At 63.5% G+C, this 13,509-nt stretch carries 9 protein-coding genes; 3 read left to right on the forward strand and 6 right to left on the reverse strand.

Features of this window, described 5'->3' with window-relative positions:
• Positions 1–235: 235 nt before the first annotated feature.
• The 3 genes from CO671_RS10290 to CO671_RS10300 all read left to right on the forward strand — a co-directional run bounded on the left by CO671_RS10290 (position 236) and on the right by CO671_RS10300 (position 5,091).
• A complete protein-coding gene (locus tag CO671_RS10290; protein WP_097605837.1) occupies positions 236–1,678 on the forward strand; it encodes a M81 family metallopeptidase in 1,443 nt (480 codons plus the stop codon).
• 47 nt (positions 1,679–1,725) lie between these two features.
• Positions 1,726–3,510: a gamma-glutamyltransferase family protein gene (locus CO671_RS10295; protein ID WP_097605991.1), complete on the forward strand. Its 1,785-nt coding sequence runs from the start codon at positions 1,726–1,728 to the stop codon at positions 3,508–3,510.
• Positions 3,511–3,759: 249 nt separating this feature from the next.
• A complete protein-coding gene (locus tag CO671_RS10300; RefSeq protein WP_097605838.1) occupies positions 3,760–5,091 on the forward strand; it encodes a glucoamylase family protein in 1,332 nt (443 codons plus the stop codon).
• Here CO671_RS10300 and CO671_RS10305 read toward each other — a convergent pair whose 3' ends face one another.
• The 6 genes from CO671_RS10305 to CO671_RS10330 form a co-directional block, all read right to left on the reverse strand.
• On the reverse strand, positions 5,092–6,129 hold the full coding sequence (locus CO671_RS10305; RefSeq protein ID WP_097605839.1) for an ABC transporter ATP-binding protein: 1,038 nt from the start codon (positions 6,127–6,129) through the stop codon (positions 5,092–5,094).
• Positions 6,126–7,793, reverse strand: a complete 1,668-nt coding sequence (locus CO671_RS10310; protein ID WP_097605840.1) for an iron ABC transporter permease — start codon at positions 7,791–7,793, stop codon at positions 6,126–6,128. The genes CO671_RS10305 and CO671_RS10310 overlap by 4 nt, the downstream gene beginning before the upstream one ends.
• Positions 7,794–7,856: 63 nt before the next feature.
• The gene (locus CO671_RS10315; protein WP_097605992.1) at positions 7,857–8,879 is read right to left on the reverse strand and encodes an iron ABC transporter substrate-binding protein; all 1,023 of its coding nucleotides are present in this window, start codon (positions 8,877–8,879) and stop codon (positions 7,857–7,859) included.
• Positions 8,880–9,071: 192 nt separating this feature from the next.
• Positions 9,072–10,610, reverse strand: a complete 1,539-nt coding sequence (locus tag CO671_RS10320) for an aldehyde dehydrogenase family protein (protein ID WP_097605841.1) — start codon at positions 10,608–10,610, stop codon at positions 9,072–9,074.
• A 44-nt stretch (positions 10,611–10,654) separates the two neighbouring features.
• Complete coding sequence (locus CO671_RS10325) at positions 10,655–11,938, reverse strand: FAD-binding oxidoreductase (RefSeq protein WP_097605842.1); 1,284 nt, start codon at positions 11,936–11,938, stop codon at positions 10,655–10,657.
• 67 nt (positions 11,939–12,005) lie between these two features.
• A complete protein-coding gene (locus tag CO671_RS10330; protein WP_097605843.1) occupies positions 12,006–13,418 on the reverse strand; it encodes a DUF1338 family protein in 1,413 nt (470 codons plus the stop codon).
• Positions 13,419–13,509: the final 91 nt, after the last annotated feature.

Below are 13,509 nucleotides of genomic sequence, written 5' to 3' on the forward strand. Positions count from 1 at the left end.
ACCCTTCAAACGCTGCCGGCTCTACGCCGGTGTCTTGCGTTCAGCCGGTTTTAACCGCGCTGGGGGAGGAGGGCCGATATGCCGGCAAAGATGCCAAGCCATTCGCTTGCGGTGCGCCCGCACTTGATGTCAAGATGACGCGTGAACACCAGAAGGCGGCACTGGCCTCGAAAGGCGCGGGTCTGCCGGTACCGCCATAACGTCCCGATTGCTCCCACCATCAACCGAGGTTCTCATGCGCATTGCCGTCGGTGGCATTCATATCGAGTGCAGCACATACAATCCCGTGCTGAACGAGGAGAAGGATTTTCGGGTGTTGCGCGGCGAGGGGCTGCTGGAGTCGTCCTACTTTGCCTTCCTCATGGACTATGACGCGGAATTCCTGCCGACGATCCATGCCCGGGCCATTGCCGGCGGGCCGGTTTCGCGTGCCACCTATGAGGCGTTCAAGAGCGAATTCCTCGAGCGGCTGAAACCGCTGCTGCCGCTCGATGGCCTCTACCTCGCCATGCACGGCGCCATGTATGTGGACGGCATGGAGGATGCCGAAGGCGATTGGATCGGTGCCGCCCGTGCGCTGGTCGGCGAGGATTGCACGGTTTCGGCGAGTTATGACCTGCACGGCAATGTCACCCAGCGCATCATCGATGCGCTCGATATCTATTCGACCTATCGCACGGCGCCGCATATCGATGTCGAGGAGACAATGCGCCGCTCGGTCTCCATGCTGGTAACGAGCCTGAAAACAGGCGTGAAGCCGGTTGTTCTCTGGGCGCCGATCCCGGTCGTGCTGCCGGGCGAACGCACGAGCACCGTCGATGAGCCGGCTAAGAGCCTCTATGCCATGCTGCCTGAAATCGATGCGATCGATGGCGTCTGGGATGCGTCGCTGATGGTCGGCTACGTCTGGGCCGACGAACCGCGCGCCACGGCTGCCGCCATCATGACCGGCACCGATCGGGCGGTGCTCGAGCGTGAGGCCCGACGTCTCGCAAAAGCCTATTGGGATGCGCGCGAGGACTTCGTTTTCGGCTGCGAGACGGGATCGGTCGAGGAATGCGTCGCGAGAGCCATCGCCAGCCCGACGGCTCCTGTCGTGCTCGCCGAATCCGGCGATAACCCGACCGGCGGCGGCGTCGGGGACCGAGCCGACGTCTTGGCCGAGCTGATCTCCGGAAACGCCAGCGGTGTGGTCTTCGCCGGCATCACCGACAAGGCGGCGACCGAAGCCTGTTACGCCGCAGGCGTGGGTACCGAGCTGGAACTCAGCGTCGGCGCTTCGCTCGATACCCAGGGCAGCAAGCCGGTGATTGCCCGTTTCACCGTCAAGTTCCTGCACGAAGCGCCGGACCCTTCAGACCGTCAGGCGGTGGTATCGCTCGGCGGTATCGATCTGGTGCTTTCGGCCAAACGGCGGCCTTATCACAATATCGCCGACTTCACCCGGCTGGGCCTCGACCCGCAGGCAGCCAAAATCATCGTCGTCAAATCGGGCTATCTTTCGCCGGAACTGGCGCCGATCGCCAATCCGAACCTCATGGCACTGTCGGAGGGCGTGGTCGATCAGTTCGTCGAGCGCCTGCCGCGGCTGCGCAAACAGCATCCGACCTATCCTTTCGACAAGGATTTTGCCTTCGAGCCGCAGGTCTTCCTCTCCGCGCGCTCACCCCAGGTTTAAAATTTCACCGAAGCCGGCGAGATAATTTCCCAAAAAGGATGTTCGGCATGACCGGATTTACCACCCGACCTGAAATTCTCGGCACGTTCGGCGTCGTCACGTCGACCCACTGGATCGGCTCCGCCGTCGGTATGAGTATTCTCGAGAAGGGCGGCAATGCCTTCGATGCCGCGGTCGCGACCGGCTTCGTGCTGCAGATCGTCGAGCCGCATCTCTGTGGCCCCGGCGGCGATCTGCCGGCGGTGATTTATTCCAGGAAGAAGGACAAGGTCGAGGTCATCTGCGCGCAAGGGCCCGCACCCGCGGGCGCGACGATCGAGCATTACACAAGCGAAGGTCTTTCTCTGATCCCCGGCGATGGCCTGCTTGCAACGGTCATTCCCGGCGCCTTCGACGGCTGGATGCTGATGCTGCGCGACTACGGCACGATGAGCGTGCGCGAGGTGCTGGAACCGGCGATCTTTTACGCCGAACACGGCCATCCCTTGCTGCCGCGCGTCTCAGCGACCATCAAGGGGCTTGCGGCTTTCTTTGAAAAGGAATGGCCGACGTCCCACGAGACCTGGCTGCCGGGCGGACGTGTCCCCGAAGCGCAGGCGAATTTCCGCAATCCGGCGCTTGCCGAAACCTGGAAGCGCATCATTGCCGAAGCCGAGGCAAAAAGCAGTCGGGAAGCACAGGTGCAGGCGGCCCGCGACGCTTTCTATCGCGGCTTCATCGCCGAAAAGATCGACGCCTATCTGAAGACCGCCGAAGTGATGGACGCAAGCGGCAGCCGCCACAGGGGCGTTTTGACCGCCAACGACATGGCGGGCTGGTCGGCGACGATCGAGGAACCGCTGACCTATGACTATCACGGCTGGACCGTCGCCAAGACCGGTCCCTGGGGCCAGGGTCCCGTCTTCCTGCAGGCGTTGTCGATCCTGAAAGATTTCGACCTCGCCGCGATGAACCCGGATGGGGCAGAGTTCGTTCACACCGTCGTCGAGGCGATGAAGCTCGCCTTCGCCGACCGCGAGGTCTATTACGGCGATCCCGGTTTTTCCGAGATCCCCGTCGCGCATCTGCTGTCGGAGATCTATGCTGCCGAACGCCGCAAGCTGATCGGCGCGGACGCCTCCTTCGATCTTCGCCCCGGCATCGTTCCGGGCTTCGAGGCACAGCGTGATCTGACGATGAATATGCTCGGCGCCGATTCCAAGACCGGCGCCGTCTACGAGCCCACCATGGCGCATCTGTCCGAAAAGCGCGGCGACACCGTGCATATCGACGTGATCGATCGTCACGGCAACATGGTCTCCGTTACCCCGTCCGGCGGCTGGCTGCAGTCTTCGCCGACCGTGCCCGGCCTCGGCTTCTGCCTCAATTCCCGTGCGCAGATGTTCTGGTTGAAGCCGGGCCTGCCGACCTCGCTTGCGCCGGGGAAACGGCCGCGCACGACGCTGACGCCGTCACTCGGCCTCTATGAAGGCCGCCCGACCCTTGCCTTCGGCACGCCGGGCGGCGATCAGCAGGAGCAATGGCAGCTTTCCTTCTTCCTGCGCCATGTCAATCACAAGCTGAACCTGCAGGTGGCGATCGATCGGCCGCTCTTTCATACCGCCCATTTTCCGAGCTCCTTCTATCCGCGCACCCGCGAACCCGGCAGCCTGATGGCGGAAGAGAGCTTTGGCTCGGATGTGCTCGGCGCGCTCTCGCGGAAGGGTCACAAGCTGACGATTACCGATGCCTGGACGATCGGCCGGCTGACTGCCGCACGGCGCGATGCCGACGGGCTGATGCGCGCCGCAGCCACCCCGCGCCTGATGCAGGCCTATGCGGTCGGCCGATAGGCGACCGCCTTGCAGGGCGCCGTGAGGCAACAAGTATTGCCTGAGATAAGCTGTGCCGCCGCGGCGCGGCGCCTCTTTTTGCTGCACCGCTTATATGACTTATGCTAGATATTATTTCACCGATAATTGTTAACGACCGATACCCGTCGTTTGTGTTCTCTTATCCTTGCGAATCAAAAAGGTTTGATTTGCCGGGGGACGGCCCTCATGTTCAACCATGGGGGCGATGCAACAGTTGGGTAGGAGCCTATGCTGCAACGGATTGAAGACATTGATGCCGCCCTGGTCGACAGGTTGCAGTATTCGGCATTCAAGTACTTCCTGAAATATTCCAATCCCGAGAATGGCCTGGTGGCGGATACCTCGATCGGCGGCGTGCCGGCGAGCATCGCGGCCGTCGGCTTTGCGCTTTCCTCCTATACCGTTGGCGTCGAACGTTGCTGGATCACTCGCAAGGAAGCGGCCGAACGAACGGTCAATACGCTGCGTTTCTTTGCCGAGGCGCGCCAGGGCGAGGAACGTCATGCGACCGGCCACCGCGGCTTCTTCTACCATTTCCTGCACATGGACACCGGCAACCGCGCCTGGAACAGCGAACTTTCGACCATCGACACCGCGCTGCTCGTTGCCGGTATCCTGACATCAGCGCAATATTTCGATCGCCAGGACGAGACCGAGACTGAAATCCGTGAGCTCGCGACCTTCATCTACGAACGCGTCGACTGGCGCTGGGCGCTGAACAAGGGCGACACCATTTCCATGGGTTGGAAGCCCTCGTCGGGCTTTCTGCGCTGGCGTTATCACGGCTTCGACGAGGCGATCATCCTCTATGCCCTGGCGCTGGCATCACCGACGCATCCCATCCCGCAATCGTGCTACGATGCCTTCACGTCCAGCTATTCCTGGATGATGCACGGCGAACAGCCCTATCTCTATGCCGGCCCGCTGTTCATCCATCTCTTCTCCCATGCCTGGATTGATTTCCGCGGCATTCGGGACAGGCCGATGGCGGAGCGGAACTGGGATTATTTCCGCAACACGCAGGTGGTCATCAACGTCCAGCGTGACTATGCCGAGCGTAATCCCGGCCAGTTCGTCGGCTACAACAGGAATATCTGGGGTTTTTCCGCTTGCGACGGCCCGCCGCCGACCCGGCGCATGCGCGGCGGCCGCCAGCCGAAAGTTCTGGGTTATGCCGCGCGCGGCGCGCCGCTCGGCCCGGATGACGGGACGATCGCGCCCTGGGCGGCCCTCGCCTGCCTGCCCTACGACCGGCAGGCGGCTCTCGACGGCACCAAGGCACTTTTGACCAGCTATCCAAACCTGCTCTTGGAGGGCGGCTTTCCCGGCGGCTTCAACCCGACGGTCAAGACCAAGCGGCCGGAAGGCTGGGTCGACGATCGCACCGTCGGCATCGACCAGGGGCTTGTCGTCATGACCGTCGAAAACGAGCGCTCCGACTTCATCTGGAGACTGATGCGGCAGTCGCCGGTCATCCGTCTCGGCCTCGAGCGCGCCGGTTTTGCCGGCGGCTGGCTCGAAGGCATCGAACCGGAAGAGCTGATACGCAAGGTCGGCTGATTACCGTTCGAAGACATGCGCCTTGCCTGATATATCGAGGCGAACGAGATCTCCGCGCGAGGGAAGGGCGACGCTCGAGGTCTTGATCCGGATCGGCGGCAGGGCAACGCCATCGAGCGAAACGGCAACGGTGCAGACCGCGCCGCCGAACTCCACCTCGACGACACGTCCGCCATGATCGCGATCGCTTTCATCGGCAATGACACGGATCTGTTCGGGCCGCAGCATGATCTCCGCCTTGCCCTGCCGGCTGCCGTCGACGGCGACGCGGCCGAGGGCGCAATCGGCCTGGCCGTTTCGGATGATGGCGGGCAACAACACGGCATCGCCGAGGAACAGCGCCGTCTCGCGATCCCTGGGATGCAGATACAATGATTGCGGCGACCCGGCCTGGATCAGCCGCCCTTCCCTTAAGACCGCCACCTGATCGGCAAAGCTCAGCGCCTCTTCCTGATCGTGCGTCACCAGAACGGCGGTAATGCCGGCTGCCTGCAGCACGCGCGCCACCACCTTGCGCATGTTTTCACGCAAGCCGGTATCGAGCGCCGAGAACGGCTCGTCGAGTAGCATCAGCCGCGGCTTGCGGCCGAGCGCGCGGGCAAGTGCGACGCGCTGCTGCTGGCCGCCGGAAAGCTGGTGCGGGCGCCGCGCCAGCATGCCGCGATCGAGCTCGACCATATCGAGCAGATCGATGATGCGCTTCTCGCGATCCACAGCCCCCTTCTCGAAACCGAAGCCGATATTCTCGGCAACGCTCAGATGCGGAAACAGCGCTCCGTCCTGCGAGACGATGCCGATGCCGCGCTTATGGGCCGGCACCGCGGCCGGACCGTCCGCCAGCACGTCGCCATCCAGGGTCACCCTGCCGGTGTCGGCTTGCTCGAAGCCGGCAATGATGCGCAGCAGCGTCGTTTTGCCCGAACCGGACGGCCCGACGACCGCCGTGCGGCTGCCCGCCTGCACTTCGAGCGAAATATCCTTCAGCGCCTGCACCGGGCCGTAACGCTTGCTGATGTTCTCGATCGTAAGCAGCGTCATTGGCCGGCGGTCCGTTTCGATTGCGTATAGAGCGTCAGGGTGAGCGGCAGCGACAGCACGATCATCATGAAGGCGTAGGGGGCGGCGGAGACATAATCGATTTCGCTGGTCAGCGACCAGAATTTCGTTGCCAGCGTATCGACGCCATTGGGCGAAAGCATCAGCGTCGCCGTGAGTTCATTGGTGATGCCGAGTGCGGCGAGCGCCACGCTGGCGGCGGCTCCGGGCGCTGCAAGCCGCATGGTGATCTGCCGCACCGCCTGGCCGGGGGTGCGGCCGAGACCCATCGCGGCGCGCTCCAGCTCCACCGGCGCCTGGGCGATGCTGGTGCGCAGCCCGACCATGGCGCGCGGCAGAAAAAGCATCACATAGGCGACGAGCAGGGTTGCGAAGGTTTGATAGAGCGGCAGCATCAGGCGCACGGTGATCGTCACCAGCGCCAGCGCCACGACGACACCCGGCAGCGAGCCGACATAATAGTGGCAGGCTTCGAGCAGGCGCTGCAAGCGGCCGGGTGCACGCACGGACAGCCACGCCATCGGCGCTGCGGCTATCGTCGCCAGCACGCCGCCGGCAAGGGCGAGCACGATCGTCTGCACGAAGGCGCTGGCGACCTCGATACGCCAGATCTCGCTGCCGCCGAGATAGAGCCAGCGGCCCAGCGTCACCAGCGGTACGCCGAGCGTCAGCACCGCCAGGACGACGGGCAGCGCGATGGCCGGCACTACGAACCAGCCGAGACGCCGGCGATCGGCCGGACGCGGCGAGCCGGCGCCGACGCGGGCATAACGTTCGTTGCCGCGCAGCAGCACTTCGAGGCCCAGCAGGAAAAGACAGCAGGCGACGAGCACGCCGCCGAGCATGTTGGAGGCCGGGCTGTTGTAGGAAGACTGGAACTGGTCGACGATCGCCGTCGCGAAAGTGTCGAACCGGATCATGACGAACAGACCGTATTCCGAAAGCAGGTGCAGCGCGATCAGCAGCGAGCCGCCGCAGATGGCGAATCTCAGTTGCGGCAGCACGGCGCGGAAGAAGACACGCCAGGGATTGAGGCCGAGCGAGGCCGCGGCATCCTCGATGGCGGGATCGAGGCGGCGCAAGGCTGCGGCGACCGGCAGATAGAGGAAGGGGTAATAGGCGATCACCGAAACGAAGACGCCGCTCTGCAGGCCGCGCATGCCGGGAATGAGGCTGACCCAGGCATAGCTATGCACGAAGGCCGGCACGGCGAGCGGCGCGATCGCCAGCCAGGCCCACAGCCTGGCGAAAGGAACATCCGTCCGCTCGGTCAGCCAGGCCAGCGTCACGGCCAGCGCGACCGACAGCGGAATGGTGATCGATTCGAGGAGAACCGTATTGATGAGGAGGTCGCCGACGCGCGACCGGAAGACGAGCGCCTTCACGGTTTCCCAGCCGACATCATAGGTGATCCAGCCGATGAAGCCGAGCGGCACGAGACTGAACAGCGCGACCGCGGTGGCGAGGAGCATGACGGATGCGTGCGGTATGCGCCCGCGCGGCAAAACCATTCGCACGGTCCCCGGCGCGGCCGGCGCCTCGCCACCGGATGCGAGCAATCTGTTGTCCTGCAGCAAGGCCGATGCCTTTACACGCTGAAAAAGGAAGGCAACCGCCTTTGAAGGACGGTTGCCGGATTTCGTCATGCCCTAAGGTTTTCTTGAGCCAAAAGCAATAGTTTTGGCCGCTGCAAGCCTGCGGCAGAAGTGTCAGATCAGGCCGGCGGCGGTCATCAGCTCCACGACCTTCTTGCTGTCCAGCGTCGAAGCCTCGACTTTCGGCGCGTTGAGATCGGCGAGCGGGACCAGCTTGCCGTTGGAGGCTGCATCTTTGCCGATGGCATATTCGTAGGACGTGCCGTCCTTCAGAACCGCCTGGCCGGCCTTGCCGGTGATGAACTTCAGGAAAGCCTGGGCTTCCTTCATGTGCTGGGTGGATTTCAGGATACCGCCGCCCGAAACGCTGACGAAAGCGCCCGGATCCTGGTTCTTGAAGTAGTGCATGCCGACATTCTTGCTGTTCTCGCCGGTTTTGGCCTGATCGCCGAACCAGTAATAGTGATAGATGACCGCGCCTTCGACTTCGCCTGCATTGACCGCCTTCATGGCGACGCTGTTGCCCTTGTAGGGGGTGGCATTGTCCTTGAGGCCCTTCAGCCATGCCTTGGTGGCGTCTTCGCCCTTGAGCTGCAGCAGCGCCGCGACAATCGCCTGGAAGTCGGCGCCGGCCGGCGCCGCACCCCAACGGCCCTTCCAGGCCGGATCGGCGAGGTCGAGCATCGACTTCGGCAGCTTGTCCTCGGTGAGCTTCGTCTTGTCATAGGCAAAGACGGTGGTGCGGGCGGCAATGCCGGTCCACATGCCGTCGGCCGGGCGGTACTGATCGGGAACCTGATCCAGCGTGTCCTTTTCGACCGGCGCGAAGAGGCCTGCGCCATCGACCAGCGTCATCGCCGGCGAATTCTCGGTCAGGAAGATATCGGCCGGCGAGGCGTCGCCTTCCTGAATGATCTGGTTGGCGAACTGCATGTCGCTGCCCTGGCGCATGGTGACCTTGATGCCCGTCTCCTTGGTGAAGGCATCGATCCATTCGCGGCCCAGGCTTTCATGCTGAGCATTGTAGACGACGAGGCCCTCATCCTGCGCATTGGCGCTGCCGGCGAGCGCCGTGGCGGAGAGAAGCGAAGCGGCAAACCCCAGCACCTGGGAAAAACGATTAAGAGCAGTAGTCATGATGGCCTCCATGGCAATGTCACCCCGAGGGGTAAGAGGCGTATATTTTTCTTGACTAGCTTTTTCAAGTTTGGTCGCCGCGAAAAACGCATCACAATATCTTGACGAAATATTTCATATCACGAGGGGATAAGCCCCAATTCAGTCAAGAAAGGCGACGCTGTGCGAGCGCCGCCTCTCTCGCTATTGCACTTATTCGACGTCGAACTTGACGCCTTGCGCGAGCGGCAGCGTGCTGCCGTAATTGATCGTGTTGGTGGCGCGGCGCATATAGGCCTTCCAGGCATCGGAGCCGGATTCGCGTCCGCCGCCGGTCTCCTTCTCGCCACCGAAGGCGCCGCCGATCTCGGCGCCCGAAGGGCCGAGATTGACGTTGGCGATACCGCAATCGGAACCGCGCGCCGAGACGAAGGTTTCCGCCTCGCGCATGTCGTTGGTGAAGATCGACGAGGACAGCCCCTGCGGCACGGCATTGTGCAGGGCCAGCACCGCGTCGAAATCGCTGTATTTCATCACGTAAAGAATGGGCGCGAAGGTCTCGTGCTCGACCGGTCCGGTCTGATCGGGCATTTCGACGAGCGCGGGGCGAACATAGAAGGCATCGGCCGAACCGTTGTCGACGCGTTGGCCGCCGATCACTTTGCCGCCGGCAGAAGCCGCTTCGCCGAGTGCTGCCTGCATCTTTTCAAAGGCCTGGCCGTCGATCAGCGGTCCGACCAGCGTGCCGGTTTCGAGTGGATTGCCGATGGTGACGGAGCCGTAGGCCTTCTGCAGGCGCGGCACCAGCTGGTCGTAGACGCTTTCATGGACGAAGAGACGACGCAACGTCGTGCAGCGCTGACCGGCCGTGCCCATGGCGGAGAAGGCGACGCCGCGCAGCGTCAGGTCGAGATCGGCGCTCGGGCAGACGATCGCCGCATTGTTGCCGCCGAGTTCGAGGATGGCGCGGGCAAAACGCTGCGACAGGCGTGGGCCGACGGCGCGGCCCATGGCGGTCGAGCCGGTGGCGGATACGAGCGGGATTTTCGGATGATCGACCAGCACCTCACCGACCTCACGGCCGCCGATGATCAAGGTCGACAGATTGGCCGGCGCCGTGCCGCCCTCGGCGACGAAGCGCTTCAGTGCTTTCTCGAACAGCGCCTGCACGGCAAGCGCGGTCAACGGCGTCTTTTCCGAAGGTTTCCAGACGGTGGAATTGCCGCAGACCATCGCAAGTGCCGCATTCCACGACCAGACGGCGACGGGAAAGTTGAAGGCGGAGATGATGCCGACCACGCCGAGCGGGTGCCAGCTTTCCATCATCCGGTGTTCGGAGCGCTCGGTGGCGATCGTCAGACCGTAAAGCTGGCGGGACAGGCCGACGGCGAAATCGCAGATATCGATCATCTCCTGCACTTCGCCGAGACCCTCCGAGGTGATCTTGCCGACCTCGATCGAGACGAGACGGCCAAGCGCCGTCTTGGCGGCGCGCAGCTCCTCACCGAGCAGGCGGACCAGCTCGCCGCGCTTCGGTGCCGGAACGGAACGCCATTCGAGGAAAGCCTTGTGCGCCTCTTCGATCGCCGCCTTCGTCTCGGAAACGGTGTGCTCTTTGAGTTTGCCGATTTCCTTGCCCGTCACCGGCGAGGTGACGGAAAGGGTGCCGCCGTGATAGCGGCCGGCGTCGACGCCGAGTTCGGCGAGCAGCTTGGCGGTTTCGGTGGCGAGATCGAGGACGGCGATGTTCATTGTCGTGGTTCCAATCTTGTTATTCCAGAAGCGCGTTTCGCTTCTCAGAAGCGGGCATCGGCGAAGTGGGCGACCTGAGCGCCGGCTTCGTACCATAGTTCCTTAAGCGCCCGGAAGCTCGGTTCGGTGGGCGAGGTCAGCGGCAGCGGCAGATCGGCTTCCGAAAGCCGGCCGAGAATATGCTCGGCCAGTGTCCGGCCGAAAACCGTGCCGGGGGCAATGCCGCGGCCATTATAACCGGAAAAGCCGATGACGCCGGGGGCGAATTTATGAAGGCGCGGCAGCGCATTGTCGGTCATGCCGATCTGGCCGTACCATTCGCATTCGAATTCGACATCGCCGATCATGGGAAAGAGCCGCTTCAGGGCGCGCTTGGCCCAGCCCTTGTGCACGGCAAGTCCGGTATTGCGCAGCGCCCCGACACTGCCGAAAACGAGACGCCCGGCCTGGTCCATGCGGAAGGAGGACAGAATGTCCTTGGTGTCCCATGCGCCTTCCCGTCCCGGCAGGATCGATTGGCGCAGATTGTGGCCGAGCGGCACGGTGGCGAAGTTGAAATAGGGCAGATAGACCTGTTCGTTGCGCACCTGCTCGAAGGGGCCGGTGCTGTAGGCATCGGTCGCGACGATGATCCAGTCCGCGCTGACCTCGCCGCCTTTCGTCTTCACGGTCCAGCGGTTGCCGCTGCGCTCCGTTGCGATGACGGGGCTGGATGTATGGATGATAACACCCGCCTTGACGGCGGCATGGGCAAGGCCGCGCGCATAGGCAAGCGGCTGCAGCGTTCCGGCGCGCATGTCGAGCAGCGAACCGGTATAAGCGTCGCTGCCGATGCGTCTGGCCGTCTCCGCCGCGTCGAGCAGCGTCACGGGTGCGCCGCGCGCCGACCATTGCGCCGCGCGTTCCTCGATCTCCTTCAGCCCCTCCGCCCCGACCGCGCAGTGCAGCGTGCCGTTGCGTTCGAGTTCGCAGGCAATCCCGTGCCTGTCGATCAGTTCCATGACCAGCTTCGGCGCATTGCCGAGCAGCTCGAGCAGGCGTTCGCCATGCAGCGGGCCGAGCACGCCGGGCAGATCGTCGGGCATCACCCACATGCCGGCATTGATGAGGCCGACATTGCGCCCCGCGCCGCCGAAACCGATCTCCTTTGCCTCCAGCAACACCACCTTCGAGCCGGCTTCGGCAAGATGCAGGGCAGAGGAGATGCCGGTGTAGCCGCCACCGACGATGACGACGTCGGCCGATACCGCGCCTGCGAGAGGCGAGGTAACAGGCGGTTCAGCTGCGGTCTTTTCCCAGAGGCCGTGGGAGCGCGGATCATTCAGCATGGTTCAGTCCGATCGGAACGAAATCGCGGTAGTTTAACCCATATGATGAAGCGTTGAAGCGCGCATTTCACGCAACGGTCTTCAGCTGCAGGCCGGCAAGGCCGAGCGCTTCCATCGCTGCATCCAGCGATGCGGCCTGGCGCTCGGCATAAAGCGCCAACTCGTCCTGAACGGTGGCGCCGAGTGCGGCCTCGAAGGCGTCGCGGTTCGAGCGCGTCGCATAATTCTGCTGCTGATCGGTGCCGAGATTTGACTGGAAGATGCCGGCCGCGCTGACGGGCAGGAAGTCTTCGTAGACGATCGGCGAGAAGGCAAGGTGACCCCTGGCGATCAGCGCTTCCGGATCGCCAGGCAGCGTGCCGTTGACCGCGGCGGCAATGCCCTCCGACGTGGCGGAATAACGGAAGAAGGCCAGGTCTTGCCTGCGCAGTTCGTCCCAGCTGTCCGGCAGCGCCTTGAAACGATCGGCGAGTTCCTGATCGTAAGCGCCGGCCTTGGCGCCGCCGGCGCCGACCTGCACTTCGCCGCGAACCGAGGCGAGCAGCCGGTCGTAAAGCGCCCGGCCCTTGGCCGTCAGCGCCACGCCGCGCTGTTCGATCTCGCCGAAACGGGCGGTATGCGTCCCTTGAACGGCTTCCGCGTCACCCGCAAAGATGATCGCCTCCTCCAGCGCCTTGAAGCTCGTCTGCCGCAGCAGGATATCGCAATGACGGCGCGGCGGCCCTTCGATGACGGCCTTCGGCGTGATGCCGCGTTCCGGCATGCGGGCCTGGACCGCATCGATATCGAGCGTGCGCGGCGTCAGATGGTTGATATGCGGCCCTTTGAAGCTGACGACGTCGGCGATCAGCCGATGTGCGTCGTGCAGGCGCTTGTAGGTTTCGGCGCTAACCGTCGCCTCGCCGTGCCAACGGAAGGTTTCAAGCGCCTCGGCGACGAATTCCGCCGCTTCCGCTTCCGTCAGGCCGCCATTCTGCTCGTGACGCTCGATCAGCGCGACGGCGCGCGGCGTATAGATGCGCCGCTTTGCCAAAATGGCCTCGGCTTCGCTGCGCAGCTCTTCGTCCTCGATCAGTTCCAGGCGCAGCAGCGAGGTGAAGACGCGGAACGGATTGATGTTGAGTGCCGCCTCGTCGATCGGCCGGAAGCAGGTGGAATGAACCGGCACGCCGGCAACCGAGAGATCGTAATAGCCGACCGCCTGCATCCCCATGACCGAAAACAGCCGGCGGATGGTGAAAAGTTCATCCGCCGTGCCGAGGCGGATGGCGCCGTGGCGCTCGACATCGATGCGTTCGAGCTCGCCGGCGCGGGCCAGGCGCTCGCGCAGAGCCGGATCGCGTTCGAGGTAGCCGGCATTCACATCGGCGACCAGTTCAATCAGCGTGCCGTATTGCGGCACCTCCGTCCGGTACATCTGCGACATCGCCTCGGTGAAAAGCGAACGGATGCGGTCAGTGGAAACGAAGGTTTGCGGCATCTTGAAAACTCCGACTCATTCCGTTTTTGCAGGATGAAACTCTTTACAACCGCTGCGAAGCCGGAAATATCGCTAATTCGGAAATAGCTCA

It is taken from the genome of Rhizobium sp. M10 (assembly GCF_002531955.1).
In the GTDB taxonomy this organism is placed as follows: domain Bacteria; phylum Pseudomonadota; class Alphaproteobacteria; order Rhizobiales; family Rhizobiaceae; genus Rhizobium; species Rhizobium etli_C.

What these genes read in the sequence shown, in the direction of transcription:
- CO671_RS10290 (WP_097605837.1), top strand. Translation starts at nt 236, where the DNA reads ATGCGCATTGCCGTCGGTGGCATTCATATCGAGTGCAGCACATACAAT.
- CO671_RS10295 (WP_097605991.1), top strand. Translation starts at nt 1,726, where the DNA reads ATGACCGGATTTACCACCCGACCTGAAATTCTCGGCACGTTCGGCGTC.
- CO671_RS10300 (WP_097605838.1), top strand. Translation starts at nt 3,760, where the DNA reads ATGCTGCAACGGATTGAAGACATTGATGCCGCCCTGGTCGACAGGTTG.
- CO671_RS10305 (WP_097605839.1), bottom strand. Translation starts at nt 6,129, where the DNA reads ATGACGCTGCTTACGATCGAGAACATCAGCAAGCGTTACGGCCCGGTG.
- CO671_RS10310 (WP_097605840.1), bottom strand. Translation starts at nt 7,793, where the DNA reads ATGACGAAATCCGGCAACCGTCCTTCAAAGGCGGTTGCCTTCCTTTTT.
- CO671_RS10315 (WP_097605992.1), bottom strand. Translation starts at nt 8,879, where the DNA reads ATGACTACTGCTCTTAATCGTTTTTCCCAGGTGCTGGGGTTTGCCGCT.
- CO671_RS10320 (WP_097605841.1), bottom strand. Translation starts at nt 10,610, where the DNA reads ATGAACATCGCCGTCCTCGATCTCGCCACCGAAACCGCCAAGCTGCTC.
- CO671_RS10325 (WP_097605842.1), bottom strand. Translation starts at nt 11,938, where the DNA reads ATGCTGAATGATCCGCGCTCCCACGGCCTCTGGGAAAAGACCGCAGCT.
- CO671_RS10330 (WP_097605843.1), bottom strand. Translation starts at nt 13,418, where the DNA reads ATGCCGCAAACCTTCGTTTCCACTGACCGCATCCGTTCGCTTTTCACC.